The organism is Neobacillus canaveralius, from assembly GCF_047237705.1.
In the GTDB taxonomy this organism is placed as follows: Bacteria; Bacillota; Bacilli; order Bacillales; family Cytobacillaceae; genus Neobacillus; species Neobacillus niacini_K.
Genome location: NZ_JBDFLL010000001.1, coordinates 3,989,417 through 4,010,289, shown reverse-complemented (window position 1 = coordinate 4,010,289; position 20,873 = coordinate 3,989,417). Strand labels below are relative to the sequence as shown.

At 37.5% G+C, this 20,873-nt stretch carries 17 protein-coding genes; 16 read left to right on the top strand and 1 reads right to left on the bottom strand.

Annotated features, from left to right (window positions below; all coding sequences use genetic code 11):
• Window positions 1-56 precede the first annotated feature (56 nt).
• The 16 genes from ABC255_RS19935 to ABC255_RS19860 all read left to right on the top strand — a co-directional run bounded on the left by ABC255_RS19935 (window position 57) and on the right by ABC255_RS19860 (window position 19,096).
• Complete coding sequence (locus ABC255_RS19935) at window positions 57-1,667, top strand: ATP-binding protein (RefSeq protein ID WP_412996248.1); 1,611 nt, start codon at window positions 57-59, stop codon at window positions 1,665-1,667.
• The gene (locus tag ABC255_RS19930) at window positions 1,645-2,370 is read left to right on the top strand and encodes a response regulator (protein WP_412996246.1); all 726 of its coding nucleotides are present in this window, start codon (window positions 1,645-1,647) and stop codon (window positions 2,368-2,370) included. The genes ABC255_RS19935 and ABC255_RS19930 overlap by 23 nt, the downstream gene beginning before the upstream one ends.
• A gap of 30 nt (window positions 2,371-2,400) precedes the next feature.
• Window positions 2,401-4,008 (top strand): ATP-binding protein, encoded by a 1,608-nt coding sequence (locus tag ABC255_RS19925; RefSeq protein ID WP_412998599.1) that lies wholly within the window; start codon window positions 2,401-2,403, stop codon window positions 4,006-4,008.
• The gene (locus ABC255_RS19920; RefSeq protein WP_412996244.1) at window positions 4,001-4,687 is read left to right on the top strand and encodes a response regulator; all 687 of its coding nucleotides are present in this window, start codon (window positions 4,001-4,003) and stop codon (window positions 4,685-4,687) included. The genes ABC255_RS19925 and ABC255_RS19920 overlap by 8 nt, the downstream gene beginning before the upstream one ends.
• A gap of 141 nt (window positions 4,688-4,828) precedes the next feature.
• A complete protein-coding gene (locus ABC255_RS19915) occupies window positions 4,829-6,121 on the top strand; it encodes a CitMHS family transporter (RefSeq protein WP_412996242.1) in 1,293 nt (430 codons plus the stop codon).
• Window positions 6,122-6,388: 267 nt separating this feature from the next.
• Window positions 6,389-7,312 (top strand): AEC family transporter, encoded by a 924-nt coding sequence (locus tag ABC255_RS19910; RefSeq protein ID WP_412996241.1) that lies wholly within the window; start codon window positions 6,389-6,391, stop codon window positions 7,310-7,312.
• Between the two features lie 173 nt (window positions 7,313-7,485).
• The gene (locus ABC255_RS19905; protein WP_412996239.1) at window positions 7,486-7,887 is read left to right on the top strand and encodes a hypothetical protein; all 402 of its coding nucleotides are present in this window, start codon (window positions 7,486-7,488) and stop codon (window positions 7,885-7,887) included.
• Window position 7,888: 1 nt separating this feature from the next.
• Complete coding sequence (locus ABC255_RS19900; RefSeq protein ID WP_412996238.1) at window positions 7,889-8,560, top strand: PspA/IM30 family protein; 672 nt, start codon at window positions 7,889-7,891, stop codon at window positions 8,558-8,560.
• A 168-nt stretch (window positions 8,561-8,728) separates the two neighbouring features.
• Complete coding sequence (locus ABC255_RS19895; protein ID WP_412996237.1) at window positions 8,729-9,364, top strand: hypothetical protein; 636 nt, start codon at window positions 8,729-8,731, stop codon at window positions 9,362-9,364.
• 176 nt (window positions 9,365-9,540) lie between these two features.
• Entirely contained in the window at window positions 9,541-10,782 is a 1,242-nt protein-coding gene (locus tag ABC255_RS19890) for a S1C family serine protease (protein ID WP_412996235.1), read from the top strand.
• Between the two features lie 64 nt (window positions 10,783-10,846).
• Window positions 10,847-12,805, top strand: coding sequence for a peptidoglycan D,D-transpeptidase FtsI family protein (locus ABC255_RS19885; protein WP_412996234.1), 1,959 nt, complete (start codon window positions 10,847-10,849; stop codon window positions 12,803-12,805).
• A 201-nt stretch (window positions 12,806-13,006) separates the two neighbouring features.
• Complete coding sequence (uxaC, locus tag ABC255_RS19880; RefSeq protein WP_412996233.1) at window positions 13,007-14,443, top strand: glucuronate isomerase; 1,437 nt, start codon at window positions 13,007-13,009, stop codon at window positions 14,441-14,443.
• 74 nt (window positions 14,444-14,517) lie between these two features.
• The gene (locus ABC255_RS19875; protein ID WP_412996231.1) at window positions 14,518-15,516 is read left to right on the top strand and encodes a LacI family DNA-binding transcriptional regulator; all 999 of its coding nucleotides are present in this window, start codon (window positions 14,518-14,520) and stop codon (window positions 15,514-15,516) included.
• 62 nt (window positions 15,517-15,578) lie between these two features.
• A complete protein-coding gene (locus ABC255_RS19870) occupies window positions 15,579-17,045 on the top strand; it encodes a tagaturonate reductase (protein WP_412996230.1) in 1,467 nt (488 codons plus the stop codon).
• Window positions 17,046-17,057: 12 nt separating this feature from the next.
• Window positions 17,058-18,551 (top strand): UxaA family hydrolase, encoded by a 1,494-nt coding sequence (locus ABC255_RS19865; RefSeq protein ID WP_412996228.1) that lies wholly within the window; start codon window positions 17,058-17,060, stop codon window positions 18,549-18,551.
• 59 nt (window positions 18,552-18,610) lie between these two features.
• Window positions 18,611-19,096, top strand: coding sequence for a hypothetical protein (locus tag ABC255_RS19860; protein ID WP_412996226.1), 486 nt, complete (start codon window positions 18,611-18,613; stop codon window positions 19,094-19,096).
• Window positions 19,097-19,100: 4 nt separating this feature from the next.
• On the opposite strand, the gene ABC255_RS19855 is transcribed toward ABC255_RS19860, so the two are convergent.
• Window positions 19,101-20,864, bottom strand: a complete 1,764-nt coding sequence (locus ABC255_RS19855) for an ABC transporter ATP-binding protein (protein WP_412996225.1) — start codon at window positions 20,862-20,864, stop codon at window positions 19,101-19,103.
• Window positions 20,865-20,873 lie beyond the last annotated feature (9 nt).

The following is a 20,873-nucleotide window of genomic DNA, read 5'->3' as shown; positions in this document are numbered from 1 at the left end:
CGAAAACTCCTTTATTTAAGGAGTTTTTTTACTATAATAAGAATGGAGGCGATTGTGTGCGTTTACATTCGAAATTAATGCTAGTCATTCTTCTTCTTATTATCTCAATCGGAGGTATTTTTGAAATTACGTTTAAAAATCTAATGGAGACCAATCTAAAACAAGAAATAGGTTCTAAAGCCTTATCTGTAGCCCAATCGATTGCTAGTATGCCAGATATCCAGGAGGCATTTCAATCGAAAAATCCTGCTTCTACTATTCAGCCAATCGCAGAAAGCATTCGTAAACAGGTTGGGGCAGAATTTATTGTTATCGGGAATCGAGATGAAATTCGATATTCGCATCCTAATCCAAAGCGTTTAGGACAAAAAATGGTTGGGGGAGATAATGGACTTGTTTTTAAAGGAGAATCTGTCATCTCAGAATCTACCGGAACACTAGGTCCTTCACTAAGAGGAAAAGCACCTATCTTTAGCCAGGGAGAAGTTATCGGCGTAGTTTCTGTTGGTTATCTCCAGACGGAAATCGAAAAGGAAGTTTCAAAAGTACAGAAAAAAATCTTTTTTGCTACGCTGCTTATTTTAATAGGAGGATTACTAGCAGCACTACTCATTTCTTTAAATATAAAAAAAGCAATGTTTGGACTAGAACCGAAGGAAATCGCCTGGATGTACCAAGAAAAACATGCGATATTAGAGTCCATTCATGAAGGAATCATTGCGATCGATACGAATGGAAGAATCACCGTAGTGAATGAAACGGCTCATAAAATTTTAAGAGTTCCAAATGAGACACTGCTCCGAGGAAAAAGAATTGAAGAGGTTCTAGAAAATACGAATCTCCTAGAGGTGGTTCGAAATGGACAAGCAGAATATGATAAGGAAATCATCATCTTTGGGGATGTATTTTTGGCAAATCGGGTTCCGATTTTTAATAAAAAAGGTGTTGTGATTGGTGCTGTAGCAAGCTTACGAAATAAATCAGAGCTGGCCCAATTATTGCAGGAATTGTCGCATATAAAAGCCTATGCAGAAGGTTTGCGTGCTCAAACCCATGAGTATTCCAATCGTCTATATACCCTGCTAGGATTGATACAGCTTGGATCTTATAAAGAAGCGATTGATTTTATCTCAAAAGAGGTGGATGTTACACAAGGATTCATTCAATTTTTAATGAAGGAAATACCCGATCCAATTATTGCTGGATTTATATTAGGGAAGGTAAGTCTAGCAAGCGAATTAAAAGTTAATTTTTCAATAGATAGAGAGAGTAGTTTCAAAGAAATCCCACATGAAATAAGCAGAGATTCATTAGTGACTATTATTGGCAACCTTGTCAATAACGCCTTTGAAGCAGTTAGAGAGAATGAAAAAGAAGAGAAAAGAGTCTCGCTATTTTTAACCGATCTTGGAAAGGATCTGATTATTGAAGTCGAAGATAACGGGAAAGGAATTGATAGCACAAATTACGAGCAGATTTTCAATCAAGGATATACAACAAAGAATACGAATAGCAATGCAGGGCTTGGGCTTAGTCTAGTTCAAAAGGCAATTAAGGGCTTAGGTGGATATGTCACATTTTCATCAACTATTGGGGAAGGTACGATTTTTACTGTGGCGATACCAAAGAGCAGGGGGAGTGTGTATGATGGGGAATCGGGATATTGAAGTTTTAATTGTTGAAGATGACTTAAGGATAGCAGAAATACAAAAGAGGTTTCTTGAACAGATTGAAGGCTTTCAAGTGGTCGGGATTGCAGCCAGCTACCTAGAGGCAAAAACCTTAATTGATATTTTGCAGCCGGACTTGCTTTTGTTAGATGTTTATTTTCCTGATATGAATGGAATAGATTTACTAAAAGAAACAAAGCAACAATTGAAACAAATGGATGTTATTATGATTACAGCTACAAAAGAAATTCATAGAGTGCAAGAAGCTATTAGTATAGGAGTATTTGATTATATTATAAAACCGGTAGTTTTTGACCGTTTTCGGCAATCACTACTAAGATTTAAGGATTATCATACGAATTTATTACAGTTAGGAAAAGATCATACTCATGTGACACAGCAGCAGGTGGACAAGCTATTACGTAAAGAAGGTGATGGAGGAGCCGGAAACGAAAAGTCTTACCTCCCGAAAGGAATCGATCCACTAACACTTGAAAAAGTGATGGAGGTTCTTGGTAAGTTTGAATATGGTCTAACTGCAGAGAGTGTTGCGAAGGAAATTGGTGTAAGCAGAACAACCGCAAGAAGGTACCTTGAACATTTAGTATCCAATGAAAGCATAGAAGCAGATTTATCATATGGAACAGTCGGACGACCAGAACGTGTTTATATCGTTTTAAACAAAGCAACTAAGATTTAATCAAATTTTTTTTACTAGGAGGTTTTCTGCCTGAGGACAATAAAAGTTTCCCTACAAACAAAAATATTCGGGCTGGCTCTCTCACTAGGTTTATTGTTAATCATCCTAATGTCAGGATTTTATAGTTATATGGAAAGTAAACAAATTGAGGAAAATAAGGGAAGGCTGGCATTGGAATTATCAAAAACCGTTTCATTTATGCCGACTATCATCGATGCTTTCCAAACGAGCGACCCTTCTAAAACGATACAGCCTATAGGAGAGAAAATACGAAAAGAAACAGGTGCGGAATTTGTAGTCATTGGAAATAAAGATGGCATACGATATTCGCATCCTTTGACCACAAAAATTGGGCAGAAAATGACAGGTGGAGATAATGAACGAGCACTTGTTCAAGGAGAGTATTATATCTCGAAGGCAGAGGGTACACTGGGGCCATCTATTAGAGGAAAATCCCCTATTTTTAATCATCAGGGGGAGGTTATCGGAATCGTTTCTGTAGGATATCTACTTGAAGATGTCAACCAGCAAATCCTAAATAATCTCAGAAGAGTACTCATTGTTTCTTTCTTTGCCCTTTTGATTTCACTTATTGGGAGTGTTTTACTGGGGCGCAATATCCGCAGGGATACGATGGGACTTGAGCCCTATGAAATTGCTTCTCTCTATAAAGAAAAAAACGCTGTACTGCACGCGGTAAAAGAAGGTATCTTAGCAATTGATAAAGAGGGCTACATTACGATGATGAATCAGCAGGCGAAGCGGCTTCTACATCTTCATGGATCAGTCAGAAATATGAAAGTGGATGGGCTGTTTCCATCTAATTATTTGTATGAGGTATTACGAACGGGAAACTCTCAATCGGATAAAGAAATGGTCTGGAATGATAAAACCATCATCGTTAATAGTACTCCCATCGTTGATGAAAATGGTATTAAAGGGGTTGTTGCTTCTTTTCGTGATAAAACAGAAATAGAGCAAATGCTAAATACTATATCTGAAGTAAAAAGATATTCGGAAGATCTTCGTGCCCAAACGCACGAATTTACCAATAAATTATATGTGTTATTGGGTCTGCTTCAACTTGGTGAATATAATGAGGCAATAAATATGATCCAAAGCGAAACACAAACACTGCAATTTCAGAATTCAGTCGTTTTTAACCAAATCAAAGATACAAAAGTGCAGGCCATCCTTTTAGGGAAATTAGGAAAAGCATCAGAAAAGAAAATTAAATTTGAGATTATTTCAGACAGCTATTTGGATCGTTTACCGTCTCATATTAAACTCTCAAACTTGATCGTAACCCTTGGAAACTTAATAGATAATGCCTTTGAAGCAGTCTTAGAATGTGAGATCCCAACGGTTACGTTTTTCGCTACAGATATTGGTCGAGATATCATTTTTGAGATTTCAGATAATGGGAAGGGCATCAGTGAAGGAGAATTTCCTCTTCTTTTTGAAAGAGGCTATACCTCTAAAAATGCCAATGAGCCGAGAGGATTTGGTTTATCTAATGCTGAAGAAGCTGTATTGGAAATGAATGGGATTATCGAGGTGCAAAGCAACCTAGAAAGTGGAACTGTTTTTACAGTTTATCTACCTAAGAATCTGCAAGGGGATGAGAATTTTGGATAAGATAAAAGTGGCTATAGCCGAAGATGATTTTCGAATAGCGGATATACATGAGAAATTTTTAGAGAAGTTTAAGGAAATCGACGTAATTGGAAAATCATTGAATGGTGAGCAGACGTTGCAATTATTAGAGCAGGAAATCCCCGACTTACTGCTTCTAGATGTATATATGCCGGATATGCTAGGTTCTGAGTTACTCCCCATCATCCGGGAGAATTTCCCCAAGGTCAGTATTATTATGATAACAGCAGCAACTGATAAAGTTTTTCTTGAAAAAGCTTTAAGGTATGGAGTTGAGAATTACTTAATTAAACCTGTAAGCAGGGAGAGATTCGATGAAGTCATACAGGAATTTATAAAAAAACACTCGCTTCTTTCGGATGCTCAAGAAGTAAATCAGAATTATGTAGACCTTCTATTTCGTAAAGGAAAAAGTGAAGATTCAGCAAAGAGTATCGGATTGCCAAAGGGAATTGATGAAATCACGCTAGGAAAAGTTAAGGCTGTTTTCCAAGGGAGAAGAGAAGGTCTTTCCGCAGAAGATGTTGGTAAGGAAATTGGTGCTTCTCGAATAACTGCACGAAGGTATTTGGAGTATCTCTCCTCCATACAGGAAGTAAGGACAGAAGTGGTTTATGGAATAGTTGGAAGACCGGAAAAGAAATATTATCCAGTAAAGTGAGGGGGCAAACAATTGCCTCCTCTTCCTATGAACAAAATGAACAAAAACTATTTAATTTACGATAATAACTTTATTTTGGTAACGTTTTCACATCTGAATATTTAGATTATATTTAATTTACTAACAAAAGAGGTGAGGACGATGCTTGCAATATTAGGATTTTTGATGATTATCACTTTTATGATTTTAATTATGACTAAACGCCTTCCTGCTATGATTGCGCTTATAGTGATTCCAGTAGTTTTTGCATTACTTGGCGGATTTGGTAAGGAAATGGGGCCAATGGCGCTCGAAGGTATAAAAAGTGTTGCCCCAACTGGAATTATGATCCTGTTCGCTATTCTCTTTTTCGGTATCATGATTGATGCAGGAGTATTTGATCCGATTATTTCGACTATCTTAAAAGTTGTAAAAGGAGATCCCGTTAAAATAGCCATCGGAACCGCCGTTCTTGCACTTTTAATATCCCTTGACGGGGATGGAACTACCACATACATGATTACGATTTCTGCCATGTTACCTTTGTATAAACGTATTGGTATGAAACCGTTAATCCTTGCTGGAATCGCTGTATCTGCTTCAGGTGTCATGAACCTTCTTCCATGGGGTGGGCCAACTGCTAGAGCAATGACAGCTTTACATCTTGAGATGTCAGATGTCTTTACGCCGGTAATACCTAGCATGGCGGGTGGAATAATATTCGTATTGTTCATGGCCTATTTCCTTGGGAGAAAAGAGCGGAAACGAGTTGGCATCCTGCAGATTGATTACAATACGATGGCGATGACAGCGGCTACATCAGAAGACGCCTACCTAAAACGTCCTAGGTTAATTCTTATTAACTATTTAATTACAATTACTCTATTAGTTGCTCTAATCAACGAGGTGCTGCCAACAACTGTATTATTTATGCTTGGATTTGCTTTGGCGATCACGATCAATTATCCAAAATTAAGTGATCAAAAAGAAAGAATTGCAAATTATGCAGATAATGCGTTATCCGTAGTTTCTATGGTTTTTGCCGCAGGTATTTTTACTGGTATCCTAACTGGCACGAAAATGGTTGATGCTATGGCAAACTCCATGATTTCGTATATTCCAGATGTATTTGGTTCACATTTTGCACTTATTACCGCGATAATCAGTGCCCCTTTAACATTCTTTATGTCAAATGATGCCTTTTACTATGGTGTTTTGCCATTGCTTGCCAAAGCAGCAAGTGTCTATGGAATTGATCCTGAGTTCCTCGCGCGTGCATCACTATTGGGGCAGCCTGTCCATTTATTAAGCCCGCTTGTACCTTCAACATACTTATTAGTCGGTATGGTGGGAGAAGATTTTGGGGACTTACAGCGCGCATTCCTTAAATGGGCATGTGGTTCAACTCTTGTTATGATGGCCGTTGCAATACTATTGTCAATTATTCCTTTTTAACTATATGTAGAACAAAGGAAAATCGATAGGGGATGAATGTTAATGTGGATAATCACTGTTTATTCAAAGGGAAACAATATTTCAATGTTTGAATTTAATTCTGAACAAGAAGCCAAAGAAGCTTTTAACAAAGTTTCAGGATGCAAAATTCTTACAGAAGTTATATATTTTAACGATTAGGTAGTGCAAGCAGTAGGAAAATGCCTTTTATTATTTAATAATAAACTGCATTTTCCCTTTTTTCATTAGAGAGAGAAGGTAAGTTGTATGAATATTTTGTATCATATATTACTAGATATTATTTTTCCAATATTCGTGTTAGTAGGGGCTGGCGCATTACTTCAACGTTTCATTAGGCTTGACTTATCAACACTGTCAACATTGACGGTGTATTTTTTGTTGCCTGCCGTTTGCTTTGTCAATATATATGAGAGCAATATGTCAAGCGAGTTAATTAGCCGAACATTATTATTTTTAATGCTTTTTAATATTCTCCTTATCTTAACCAGCATGTTGATTGCGAAAGTGAATAGGTTTGATCGTAAGCTGTCAGCTACTTTTAAAAACAGTATGGTCTTGAGCAATTCAGGTAATTACGGTCTCCCAGTAAGTGAACTAGTTTTTGCCGCTAATCCTGGTGGTATGTCAATACAGATTATTGTCTCTATTTTTCAAAATCTCCTTACTTTCACATATGGTTTTTTCAATAGTGTCTCGGCCGAGAGCAGCGGTAGAGATATCTTACGTAATATTATACGTCTTCCGGTTATATACGCTTTATTATTGGCTATATTGTTGAAATGGCTCCATATTGAAATTCCTGAATTTTTGTGGAAGCCAATTGAAAATTCCTCGAATGCGTTTTTAGCGGTTGCACTTGTGACACTTGGTGCTCAAGTAGCGTTTTTAAAGATTACACGAATTTCAAGCCCGATTGTTTGGATTGTAATCGGCAGACTGATTATTTCTCCTCTCATTGGGTTATTAGTTATCTATATTCTTGGATTAACAGATATTACTGCTCAGGCACTTTTTATCGCCAGCTCATTTCCTTCCTCAAGAAATAGTGCTTTACTGGCTCTAGAGTATGATAATTACCCGGAATATGCCTCACAAGCAGTCCTATTGACTACCATCCTAAGCGGAATCACTGTTACGATTGTAGTTTATCTATCAAAAATCCTTTTTTAGATAATATATTTCTTATTTAACCGTACGGTGATTCTTCACTCGTGCGGTTTTTACTTTTTTATAGATGTAAATACTTCATCTCTATTTATTTTTTAAAAGATATTAATCTTCCACCAAGTTTTCACCAACCTCTACTAAACTAAATCCATCGAGAACGAAAGGAGGAGAAAAAGATGAATACTAAAGTGAAAAAAAGAATTTTCTGGGGAGCGATGATTACTCCCATGATTTTAGGGGTCTACTTTCTTTTAGGAGGAAACAGTGCCTTGGCAGCAGGACCACATGGACATGGTCGAGGAGGAATGGGGCAACGTGGAGGCTTCGGGGGTCAACAGGTAATGAACGGAGCACACCATGGAGGTTTTTCCTGGATTGGATTCCTACTATTCCTGATTATTGGGATTGCTATTGCGGTTCTATTAGTAAAGTGGTTGAGAAAAAAATCAAAAGCTTCTTCCATGCAACAGTTTATCGATACATCTATTATCAGTTCACCTAAACCAATGATGAACCAAAATACAAGTATTTTAGATCAGTGGGAAAAAAATATAACAAATAAAAAGGAGAATTACTAACATGGGTATTTTTAAACGAATTAAAACAATTGCTAAGGCTGATATGAATGGTCTTTTGGATGGCTTAGAAGATCCGATTGCGATGTTGAATGAATATTCAAGAGAAATGGAACAACAAATTGCGAAGGCCGAGAGTGCACTTTCACGTCAGATTTTTGTGGAAAATAAACAAGCGGCACTAATTCTTGATACTAAGCGTTTAATGGAAAAAAGAACACGTCAGGCGAAACTAGCCCTTGAACAGGGTGAAGAACAAATGGCAAAATTGGCCGTTCAAGAAAAAATGAATCAAGAAAACCAACTCAAGGTTTATGAGCAGCAATATGAAACAATCAAAGGACAAACACAAATCCTCAAAGATAAATTGCTTGAATTGCAAGAAACATACAATGAATTGCAGCATAAGAAAATTCTATTAGCATCCCGTGCGAACGTGGCACAATCCATTAAACAGATTCAAAAAACTACTGTGTCCTTCCAAACGGATACTATTTTACGGGGTGTTGCACGGGCTGAGGAACGGATTTTATTAATGGAAGCAGAGGTACAAGCAGGCAGCCAATTAGCAAAGCCTTTGATACAGCATGAGGCAACTTACCGGAACTATGTAAATGAAGAAGAATTAAATCGAGAGTTAGAAAAACTAAAGACTGAAAAAGTGAGTCTAGTCTAAACAGGCAAGTATAAAAAGAATAAAAATAGCAGCCTCTATTCACAAATAGGGGCTGTTATTTTTGTGAAAATCTGTTACAATTTTTAACATTTTGTTCATAATTTGGTAACAATCTTTGGACATCCTATCATCGTAATACCCAAACTATTTTTAGGAGGAATATACAAGATGAGAAAGATGTACATGTTATTTGCCCTTACATTGTTGTTTGGACTTTTCGGTTCCCTCCAGACTTATGCAGCAGCAGAGGAAAAATCAGAAGTACAGAGTCGTGGTCATCATTTCAAGCACAATTCTGAGTTTATTAAAAAGCAGGCTGAATCGCTGGGAATTGAAACAGAAGGAAAAGACACTGAGACCATCGCTAAAGAAGTTAGGGAAACCGTAATTAAACAAAAGGCTAAAGAACTGGGGATTGACACCACTGGTAAAGATTTTGAGGCATTAGCGAAGGAAGTATGGGAAACCGAAATAAAAAAAGAGGCAAAAGAGTTGGGAATCGCGACAGAAGGAAAAGATCTTCATAATCTAGCTAGAGAAGTCCATGAAACCCAAATTAAAAAGGATGCAAAAGAGCTGGGTATTTCGACTGATAATAAGGATCTTCACACCATAGCACACGAAGTCAGGGAAAAAAGGATATTCCAAGCGGCAGAGAAGTTAGGAATAGAGACAAAAAATAAGTCCTCTGACGAACTTTTTAAAGAAATCATGACAAACCATGCTGATAAGGCAAAGGAGCTAAATCTTTTTCCTCGTAAAGGCGGAAAGATGCATTTCTTTGACAAGTCAAAAGAAAATTAATCCGATTTTTAATAGGATAGCTACAGGCTATCCTATTTTCTTTTTTTTAAAATTACACCGTCGAAAAATAGCCTTTAAAGCTTCTAAGTCTATTACAGTATTATTAATATTTTATTCATATGTTGACGGTATCATAGATTTAACAAGTAAGTTAATCCTATGAGGAGGCTATTAAAATGATTGAAACAAATAAATATAAATCTGATGAAATTATCAAACCAGTAAGACGCAAAAGATGGAGGGGAGTTTTACCAACAGTAAGTGCTGGCGTTATTGGTTCCATGCTAACCATAGCAATCATTCCCTATTCTGATCAGATAGAAAGCTTGTATTCTGCTATTGAGCAAAAAGTCTCCAATCAGACCGAGAGCAGTAGAAGTAATAATTCGGATCAAGTCATTGCACAGCAAACATCAGCAACTAATACATCTAGTACTTCAGGTACCATGGCAGACATGGTAGAGGAAGCTTCCAAAGCTATTGTAGGTATTGTAAATAAACAAACACAAGGTAACAATTACCCAAATGCCAATAATTCCCAAACTATTGAAAGTGGTAGTGGAACAGGAGTTGTTTTTAAGATCGATGATGACAGTGCATACATTGTGACGAATAATCATGTGATTGAAAATGCATCTGAGCTAGAAATCACTGTTTATGGCGGGGAGAAGACAAATGCTGAAGTGATTGGCGCAGATTCACTAACCGACTTAGCGGTATTAAAAATTGATGCGAAATATGCGACAACGAAATTGGATTTTGGCGATTCTAGTGTTCTGAGAGCTGGAGATTCGGTCTTAGCGATTGGAAACCCGCTTGGTTTAGAGTTTTCCAACACCGTAACGCAAGGAATTGTAAGTGCGGTTAACCGAACTGTTGCCGTTTCTACTTCTGCTGGAGAATGGGATTTAAATGTCATTCAGACCGATGCAGCGATTAACCCTGGAAATAGTGGCGGGGCATTAATCAATACTTCTGGTCAAGTAATTGGTATTAATAGTTTGAAAATCTCAGAGGATGGGGTTGAGGGATTAGGATTTGCCATTCCAAGTAATGATTTGATCCCAATTATTAATGAAATTATGGAAACAGGACAAGTAGAGCGCCCTTATATTGGAATTGGATTAGCCAGTTTAGATGAAATTCCCTCAATGTATTTGCAAAATCTTCCCCAAAATATTGAAAGCGGAGCAATGGTAACAAATATTGATTCGAACTCAGCTGCTGCAGAAGGTGGCCTTAAAGTACAAGATATTATTACATCTATTAATGATAAGACGATAACAAGTTCTGATAACTTAAGACAATATCTATATTCTGAGCTTGAAGTGGGAGATCAGGTGTCCCTTGGCGTATACCGTGGAGGTGAAAAAATCACGATTGAATTAACACTAACTAGCAGTAATTCTCCGAAATAGTTTATAAAATTGTAGGGAGCTATATTAAGCTTCCTTTTTATACGTGTAAGGAAGGAAGGAAAGAATGATAGAGAAGAAGGGAAACAAACTGCTCTACTCTCGGTTACGTATTCTATTCATTATTGTAATTTTACTATTTTCAATATTGATTATTCGCTTGGGCAAAATACAAATTGTACAAGGGGAAGAATTTAGAGAGGAAAGTCAAAAAACTACAAAAACAGTCTATTCTTGGAATACCCCCCGTGGGAAAATCTATGATCGAAACGGAAATGTGTTAGTCGAAAACGAGCCGATATATACGTTAACCTACACAAATCTTTCAAATGACGATTCCCAGCAGGACAAGCTAGATTTAGCCAAGGCGTTAGCTGGAATCATTACCATGTCAACAGAAAAAGTAACCGAGCGTGATAAAAAAGATTACTGGATTTTAACGAAAAAGCAAGAAGCCTTTGCAAAATTAACAAATGAAGAACAAAAGAAACTAGATGATAATGAAGAATATCAACTTATTCTTGAGCGAATTACGGAACAAGAGCTAGCAAGTATACCAACCGATGAAATGGAAGTCCTGGCAATTAAAAGAGAAATGGATGTAGACTCTTCTTCAGCAAATCGAATCAAATCTGGATTAACAGTTGAAGAAATCGCGATTGTGAATGAGCGGTTAGAAGAACTTCCTGGGGTAGAGGTGAAAATTGACTCAGAACGTAATTACGTATACGGTGACACCCTTCGCCAGTTATTTGGAAATGTAGGACAAATCCCAGAAGAAGAAGCAGAATCCTACAAAAGTGAAGGATATGCGTTGAGTGACATGGTTGGAACGAGCTTTCTTGAACAGCAGTACGAAGAGGTACTTCGTGGAACAAAAGAAAAACAAACCTATGTTGAAGATATTACTGGAGCCATTTCTGACGTAAAGCTGACTTCTGGGGAACCCGGTAAAAATTTGATGTTGACCATTGATCTACCGCTTCAACAAGAATTGGAAAAAATCATTGAAGAAGAGTTAATAAAGGACGAAGGTGCAACAAGTGCCTACGTGGTAATGAGCAATCCTACTACTGGTGAAATATTAGCGATTGCAGGGAAAAAGGAAGTTGATAATCAACTATCAAATGAATTATATGGTGCATTTTATAACTCATATGCCATGGGATCTGCTGTAAAGGGCGCAACGGTATTAACGGGGTATGAAACAGGTGTAATATCACCTGGAGATACATTCGTCGATTCACCTATTAAAATTAATGGAACACCTGTTAAAAAATCTTACGTAAATATGGGGACAATCAATGATTTAACCGCACTTGAACGGTCATCCAATGTTTATATGTTTCATATTGCGATGAAAATCGGAGACTATGATTATGCTAGAAAATTAGGTTTTAAAAATCCAGAGAAAGCTTATGAAATGATGAGAAAGTATTTTGCTCAATTTGGACTTGGAGTAAAAACAGAAATTGACTTACCTGATGAAGCAACAGGTTATAATGGCGGGGTACAAAAATTAGGAAATTTAATGGATTTCTCCATCGGCCAATTTGATACATACACTCCTCTTCAACTGCTTCAGTATGTATCAACCATTGCCAACGACGGTGTGCGGGTTCAGCCACATTTCATGAAGGAAGTACGTGAATCAAGTAATGAAAATGGCAAGTCTGGAGAAGTCATTGAAGAATTCCAAACCAATGTATTAAATACTGTAGATATGGACCAATCCTATATCGAACGCGTTCAGAATGGATTTCATCTCGTTATGAACGGAAATCAGGGAACTGCGACATCGACATTCAAGGGTGCAACCTATGATCCTGCCGGTAAAACGGGTACAGCTCAAGTTTCCGATGGAAGTGGAGGCTATAATTATAACTTAACGTTAGTTGGGTATGCGCCATATGAAAATCCTGAGGTGGCAATTTCAGTAGTCGTTCCTAATGTAGAAAATGATAGTAGTGGCATAAATAAGTCAATTGGAAGAAAGATTCTTGATTATTATTTTCAGAATAAGTAAAAGAAGGAAAGGGCTACTCCGAAAATAGAGCAGCTTTTTCCACGTGTTTTATATACCTTATAATTTTACAAAAGGGATACCTTTTTGAAAAAAGAAAGAATGTTAACGTTAACAATATGTATTTACATTGTTTTTCAGATTTGTTAGACTGAAAACAAAGGGTTTTGTTAACGTTAACATTTTATAATAGGATGGTGCACAATGGAAAAATTTATGGATGAAAACTTTTTACTTAAAAATGAAACGGCGATCTCATTATTCCATGATTACGCAAAAGACATGCCAATTATTGATTACCACTGTCATTTAAGTCCGAAAGAAATCTATGAAAATAAGAAATTTAAAAATATTACCGAAGCCTGGTTGTATGGTGATCATTATAAATGGAGAGCCATGCGGGCAAACGGAATTTCAGAGGAATATATAACCGGCAATGCAAGTGACTATGAAAAGTTCCTCGCATGGGCAAGAACAGTACCAATGACAATAGGAAATCCGCTATATAATTGGACGCATTTAGAATTACAGCGTTTTTTCGGTATCTATGATGTATTGAATGAAAAAAGTGCACCAGAGATTTGGGAAAAAGTAAATGCCAAACTTAACGAAGAGGAATTTAGTGTAAGAAATTTGATTGAAAGATCAAAAGTTAAAGTTGTTTGTACAACAGACGACCCTGTAGATAGCCTGGAATATCATCTAAAGTTAAGAGAAGAAAATAACTATCCTGTTAGTGTTGTACCAGGTTTTAGACCTGATAAGGGATTAGAAATTAGTCGCGAGGGCTTTATTAATTGGGTAGGTAAGCTCGCAGAGGCTGCTGAAATTGAGATTACTAGTTATGAAGATTTCCTTGCAGCACTTGAATCAAGAGTCCATTTTTTTCATGCATCAGGCGGCAGAGTGTCGGATCATGCTTTAGATTCTATGGTATATGAAGAGACCAGTTTTGAAGAAGTGGCTGAAATTTTTGCTGCAAGAATATCAGGCAGTGGTATATCCCTTGAGGAAGAGAAGAAGTTCAAAACGTTTACGTTAATCTTTCTTGGCAAGCTTTATGCAGAGCTGGACTGGGCGATGCAATTACATATCAATGCTCATCGTAACAATAATAACAGGATGTTTAAGATTCTTGGTCCTGACACCGGTTATGATTCTATTAATGATGACCAAATTGCAAAGCCGTTAGTAAAAATTCTAGACGCGTTAGAGCAGGAAAACAAGCTTCCAAAAACCATTATTTATTCATTGAATCCAGGTGATAATGTCGTTATTGCAAGTATCATTAATAGCTTCCAAGACGGGAAAACTCCAGGGAAAATTCAATTCGGTACAGCATGGTGGTTCAACGATACAAAGGAAGGCATGCTCGAACAGATGAAGGCATTGTCTTCTGTAGGTCTCTTCAGCCGTTTTATCGGAATGCTGACCGACTCAAGGAGTTTTCTTTCTTATACAAGACATGAATATTTCCGGAGACTGATTTGTAATTTAATTGGAGAATGGGTTGAAAATGGTGAGGTTCCAAATGATTTAGAGTTGCTTGGAAATATTGTTCGTGGAATTTCTTATAACAATGCCAAAGATTATTTTGCTTTTCAGGAAACATCAATAGTTGAACAGACCTCTCACAATTAATAGATGAAAGCTGGCGGGGCAGGGCAGATAAGGTATAATGAACGAAAGAGAGAATCCAAAAGGAAGGTCAGACTATGGTTACCATAAAAGATATTGCAAAATTGGCCAATGTTTCACATACAACTGTATCAAGGGCACTAAATAACAGTCCCCTTATCAAAGAGCCTACAAGGAGGAAAATCCTTGATATTGCCTCACAGCTAAATTATACCCCTAATTACAATGCTAAAAGCCTGGTCATGCAAAAGTCGCATACGATTGGTTTATTTTTAACAAGCATTAGCAATGGAACATCGGCAAGCTTTCTTGCTGATACAATAAAAGGTGTAAATAGTGTCATTAGCGAGGAATATAATCTGTTTATCCGTGGTATTGATGATTATCAGGATTATACGAGTATTAATTCGCAAAGATTTGACGGGATCATTTTAATGAGCCAAAGCGTACGAGACCATTCATTTATCTATCATGTGCTGCAAAAGGAAATTCCTCTTGTTGTTCTTAACAGAGAAATTGAAGAAGATTATATTATCAATATTCTTTCTAATGATACTGAGGGTTCAAGACAAGCTGTGCAGTATTTGATCGATTGTGGACATACAGACATCGGCGTGATTGAAGGAATTCCAACCTTTAAATCTACGCAAATGCGTAAGGATGGTTATCTTACAGCGCTAATAGATAACGGCATTTCGATTCATCCGGAGTATTCAGTGAGTGGAAACTATGATATGGAAAGCGGTTATCTAGGAATGGAAAAATTATTATCTTTGAAAAAGCCACCGACAGCCGTTTTTTGTTCCAATGACGATATGGCCATTGGTGCAATGAATGCTGTGTTTGCAAGTGGGTTAAATGTACCGAATGACATTTCCATTGTTGGATTTGATGATATCGGTTTTGCCCAATATACAACACCTAAGCTAACAACGGTAAAACGACCAGTAGAAAAAATCAGTGTACTAGGTGCGGAAAAAATCCTTTCACTCGTAACAGGCGAGGAACAGAACGTGACCAAAGTTTTTGCCAATACAGAATTAATCATTAGAGATTCTGTTAAGAAGAGGGGTTAGTTAAAACCTTTCTTTTTGAATAAAAATGTTAACGTGTGCATATTTGAAAGGGGAAAAGATTGGTGCAAAGACTTAATAATAAAATTTATCAGGACTATATCTCTTATCCCGAGAAGGTGCTTCAGTTTGGGGAAGGAAATTTTTTAAGAGGGTTTATTGATTGGCAATTCCAAGTTCTTAATGAAAAGACGGATTTTAATGGAAGTGTAGTAGTTGTCCAGCCGCGAGGCAATAACAAGATTGAAAGGCTAAATAATCAGGATGGGCTGTTTACCCTTTACTTACAGGGGATAAAAGATGGTCAATTAGTAAATCAGCATCAGGTGATTGAGTCAATCAGTAGAGGTATTAATCTTTTTACAGATTATCCGGAATATATCAAGCTTGCAGGGACAGAAGAACTCCGCTTTATCGTTTCAAATACGACAGAAGCAGGAATTGTGTTTGATCAAACAGACAAGTTAGAGGATCGACCGCAAAAGAGTTTTCCAGGAAAACTTACTGCGTTCCTCCATCACCGTTTCCGGGCATTTGCCGGTGATCAAAAGCGTGGCTGTATTATCATTCCATGTGAACTCATTGAAAGAAACGGGGAAAAGCTGAGAGAAATCGTATTGCAATATGCAAGCTTTTGGAACCTTGAGGATGAATTTATTGATTGGGTAAGGAACGCGAATACCTTCTGTTCAAGCCTTGTAGACCGAATCGTGCCAGGATTTCCAACCGACTCCTTTAAAGAAAAAACCGAACAACTTGGATATGAGGATGAATTGATGGTGGTAGGGGAGCAGTACCACCTTTGGGTCATCGAGGGTCCGGAATGGATAAAAAATGAGCTGAAAGTTGAAGGGACAGGGCTAAATACGCTGATTGTCAATGATTTAACTCCTTATAGGGTACGGAAAGTCCGGATTTTAAACGGAGCACATACTGCGATGACTCCGGTCGCTTATCTTTACGGTTTAAGCGTAGTGGAAGAAAGTGTAAATCATGAAGAAGTAGGCATGTTTATAAAAGAAATGATCCGAAAGGAAATAATCCCGACTTTAGAAGGTCCGAAACCAGAGCTATCCAGCTATGCGGATGATGTGATTAACCGTTTTGCTAATCCATATATTAAGCATTATTTAATGAGCATCGCACTAAATTCTATTTCTAAATTTCAGACAAGAAATCTGCCCGTATTATTGGATTATGTTGAAAAATATAACAGTCTGCCAAAACGAATGATTTTTTCATTAAGCTGCCTGCTTTATTTTTATCGGGGAAAAAGAGGAAATGATGTAATAGAATTACAAGATGATCCAGAAATTGTTGAATTCTTTAAAACTCAATGGGGGAAATTTGAGCAGCAAGAACTTACCATGGCAGAACTCGTGAACATAATTCTGGCGGAGCGAAGGTTATGGGGGATGGATTTGACCTCTATTCCAAATCTGGAAAATACCATCAGTACCAACCTCCTTACCATTTATAAAAGGGGAGTTAAGGAAGCTCTTAGAGAATTGTTTGAAACATCTTTTAAGTAGGAGGCCGCAAAAATGAAGGATTTTCTTCAAATCACTGACAACGATAATATTATTCTAGCACTAAGAAACTTTAAGAAAAATGAAACCATTCATCTTAATGGAAAGGATATTCAAATAAAAGAAGATATCATCCGTGGCCATAAGATAGCGGTAAAAGATATTTACGAAAATGAGGATATAATTAAATACGGTTATCCAATTGGGCATGCATTGGGTGTGATTGCACCCGGTGAACATGTCCATACCCATAACACAAAAACGAATCTATCAGGAACACAGGAATACCAATACGTGTTTAAGGAATCTCAGAATCTATATAATAATGAAAATCGAACATTTCAGGGATACCGTCGCGAAGATGGTAATGTTGGCATTCGGAATGAATTATGGATTGTCCCTACAGTAGGCTGTGTGAACGGAATTGCTGAGAAAATTATCAAACGATTTGAGCGTCATGTTGGCGACATTAGCCCGTTTGATAATGTCCTTGTCTTAAAGCATAACTACGGATGTTCCCAGCTTGGAGATGACCATGAAAACACAAAGCAAATACTGATCAATGCAGTAAAGCATCCCAATGCTGGCGGTGTTCTTGTTTTAGGTCTTGGCTGTGAGAATAATGAGCTGCCAGAGTTTAAAAAGGCGTTGGGTGAAGTGAATGAGGAAAGGGTGAAGTTTCTAATCTCCCAAAATGTTACCGATGAAATTGAGGAAGGCTTTAAACTGGTAATGGAAATCTATGAAAATGCCAAAAATGACAAAAGAGATTCCGTTCCTCTTTCAGAATTGAAAATTGGTTTAAAATGCGGTGGATCCGATGGTTTTTCTGGCATAACGGCAAATCCACTTCTAGGTAAATTCTCTGATTATTTAATTGCACAAGGTGGAACAACCGTCCTCACAGAGGTCCCGGAAATGTTTGGAGCAGAAACGATATTAATGGAACGTGCTGCCGATGAAAAAGTTTTTGGGAAGATTGTGAATCTAATTAACGACTTCAAGGAATATTTTTTGCGTCATAATCAACCTGTTTATGAAAACCCTTCCCCAGGGAACAAATCTGGAGGCATTACGACACTAGAAGACAAATCCCTTGGGTGCACACAGAAAGCGGGAACGAGCACCATTGTCGATGTCTTAAAATATGGCGATACACTTAATACAAAAGGATTAAATCTATTAAGTGCACCAGGAAATGACCTTATCGCATCGACAGCTCTTTCGGCAGCTGGCTGTCAAATGGTTTTATTTACTACAGGGCGGGGAACACCATTCGGGACCTTTGTTCCAACGATGAAAATTTCAACTAACACACAAATCTATGAAACAAAACCACACTGGATTGACTTTAACGCTGGAGTACTGTTGGAGGATGGTGTTCTGCCAGAACAAGTGTTAAATGATTTTGTAGATTATATTGTTCAAGTCGCAAGCGGTGAATTTGTCAATAATGAGAAAAATGACTTTAGAGAGATTTCAATTTTTAAGAGTGGAGTTACGCTTTAATAAGAGACTAATAATCCCTTTTGAGGAGACAGTGATACAGTCCCTCAAAAGGGATTTTTTTGCTGTGTCTGATAGTTTCGATAATTTGTGGAGCCTTGGTTTTTGGTTTATTGGCACAATCCTGGCCAGATAGTTCCGATAAATTGTGGAGCTTTGGTTTATCGGCACAATCTCGGCCAGATAGTTCCGATAATTTGGGAAGCTTTGGTTTATCGGCACAATCCCGATCAGATAGTTCCGATAAATTGTGGAGCCTTGGTTTATTGGCACAATCCCGGCCAAATAGTTCCGATAAATTGTGGAGCCTTGGTTTATCGGCACAATCCCGGCCAGATAGTTCCGATAATTTGGGAAGCTTTGGTTTATCGGCACAATCCCGGCCAAATAGTTCCGATAATTTGGGAAGCCTTGGTTTATCGGCACAATCCCGGCCAGATAGTTCCGATAATTTGTGGAGCCTTGATTTATTGGCACAATCCCAAACAGGTAAAAAAGATGCCGGGATTGATTTCCTCCTTAGCATCAAAAATTTTCCATTTTGCTAGTCTACTACATTTGTAATTGCTTCAATTCATAAAACTTCCCTTTAGTGAACATTAATTCATCGTAGGTACCGAATTCTACGCAACGTCCATTTTCGATCACGGCTATTTTATCCGCATTACGAATTGTCGAAAGGCGGTGAGCCACGATAAATGTAGTCCGGCCATGGCATAAAGTATTCAAGGCTTCTTGAATTTTTTTCTCAGAATGACTATCCAATGCTGATGTCGCTTCATCTAAAATAATCACTTTTGGATTCCGAATTAACGCTCTTGCAATCGATACCCTTTGCCTTTGACCCCCTGAAAGCTTATCCCCATGTTCTCCGATTCTCGTGTGTAAACCATCCGGAAGCTTCTCAATGACATCCCACAGGTTAGCAGCTAATAAAACCCTTTTTAGTTCTTCTTCTGTAACAGTCGGCATGCCGTAGGTTATATTTTGAAGAATGGTTCCGGAGAATAGAATGGTTGATTGAGGGACTACTGCTAAATGATGTCTGAAGGATCGTAAATCAATGGAGGACATATCGTGACCATCTAAAAGAATTTTTCCTTCAGAAGGTTGAATAAACCCAATGAGCAAATTTAGGATCGTTGATTTACCTGAACCAGATTCCCCGACAAAAGCGACTGTTTCTCCTTGTTTAACCTCTAAATTAATATCATGGAGGATTGTCTGGTCGTTATTACGATACCGGTAACAAACCTGTTGTAAGGAAAAATTTCCATCTACTTGTTTAATTTTTGGTTTATTTTCATGATTCTCTACTTCACCAGCCGTCAAAATTTCACCAATCGAATTGACGGATTCCAGACCTTTTGCGATAGTGGGAATTAATGTTATCATACTAGAAACAGAATTTACTACTGTTGTAAAGTACGTTTGATACATCACCACTTCCCCAGGAGTAATCGAACCGCGTAATGCCAAAATACCAGTGAAAACTAAACAAATAATTTGAAATACTTGAAAACTAGCCCAACTAACAGAACCAAATAATGATTGAATAATATCTAAATGAAACCCTTTTGTTAATATTTGTTGGAACCTGCGATTTAAACGGCGTACCTCTTGATTTTCTAACGCATGCGCACGTGCAATCGGTACTAATTCAATCATTTCAATAACACGCGCAGAGGTTTCTTCCATTTCCTGACGAAATTCAGAATTTGAGGTTTTGATTTTTTTACGGAAGACCACAATGATAAGAGCTGAAATGGGTACAGTTAATATGAAAAATAGAAATACTGTAGGACTGTTATATAACGTAATGGCTAAGGCAACTATTAGATTGACAAAAATATTTAAACTACTTACAAACACTTGAGAAGAAAGCGTCTGGACAGCTTCTACATCCCGCATAATTTTTGATTGAAGCCTGCCAGATTGCATCTCCTTTTGATAAGGTATCGAAAGTTCTTGCAACTTTTTAATAAGCGAGGCGCGCAAACCGGATTCGACACTACGAATCGCATAACTATGCAGTTTAGTATGATAATAATTTGTTGCGATGTTTTGCAGTACCAATATAAACATAATGATCGCATTAAGATAGATCGTTCGTATGCCACCACCAGCCTGTATCGTAGCTGCATTAATCACATTAGCAATTGCGATGGGCATCACCCAAGCGGGGATATGCTTAATGATAAACAAAACAGCAGAATAAAATATTCTTAAGTAGTTTCCTTTATATAAACCTACTAGTATCTTAAAGGAATTTTTCTGATTTTTGTTATAGATTTGCTGTACAAATGATTCCTCCATTGATCCAAC

Excerpts from the sequence above, each read along its gene's own strand:
- ABC255_RS19930 (WP_412996246.1), top strand. The coding sequence starts at position 1,645 with ATGATGGGGAATCGGGATATTGAAGTTTTAATTGTTGAAGATGACTTA.
- ABC255_RS19915 (WP_412996242.1), top strand. The coding sequence starts at position 4,829 with ATGCTTGCAATATTAGGATTTTTGATGATTATCACTTTTATGATTTTA.
- ABC255_RS19910 (WP_412996241.1), top strand. The coding sequence starts at position 6,389 with ATGAATATTTTGTATCATATATTACTAGATATTATTTTTCCAATATTC.
- ABC255_RS19905 (WP_412996239.1), top strand. The coding sequence starts at position 7,486 with ATGAATACTAAAGTGAAAAAAAGAATTTTCTGGGGAGCGATGATTACT.
- ABC255_RS19900 (WP_412996238.1), top strand. The coding sequence starts at position 7,889 with ATGGGTATTTTTAAACGAATTAAAACAATTGCTAAGGCTGATATGAAT.
- ABC255_RS19895 (WP_412996237.1), top strand. The coding sequence starts at position 8,729 with ATGAGAAAGATGTACATGTTATTTGCCCTTACATTGTTGTTTGGACTT.
- ABC255_RS19890 (WP_412996235.1), top strand. The coding sequence starts at position 9,541 with ATGATTGAAACAAATAAATATAAATCTGATGAAATTATCAAACCAGTA.
- ABC255_RS19885 (WP_412996234.1), top strand. The coding sequence starts at position 10,847 with ATGATAGAGAAGAAGGGAAACAAACTGCTCTACTCTCGGTTACGTATT.
- uxaC (WP_412996233.1), top strand. The coding sequence starts at position 13,007 with ATGGAAAAATTTATGGATGAAAACTTTTTACTTAAAAATGAAACGGCG.
- ABC255_RS19875 (WP_412996231.1), top strand. The coding sequence starts at position 14,518 with ATGGTTACCATAAAAGATATTGCAAAATTGGCCAATGTTTCACATACA.
- ABC255_RS19865 (WP_412996228.1), top strand. The coding sequence starts at position 17,058 with ATGAAGGATTTTCTTCAAATCACTGACAACGATAATATTATTCTAGCA.
- ABC255_RS19855 (WP_412996225.1), bottom strand. The coding sequence starts at position 20,864 with ATGGAGGAATCATTTGTACAGCAAATCTATAACAAAAATCAGAAAAAT.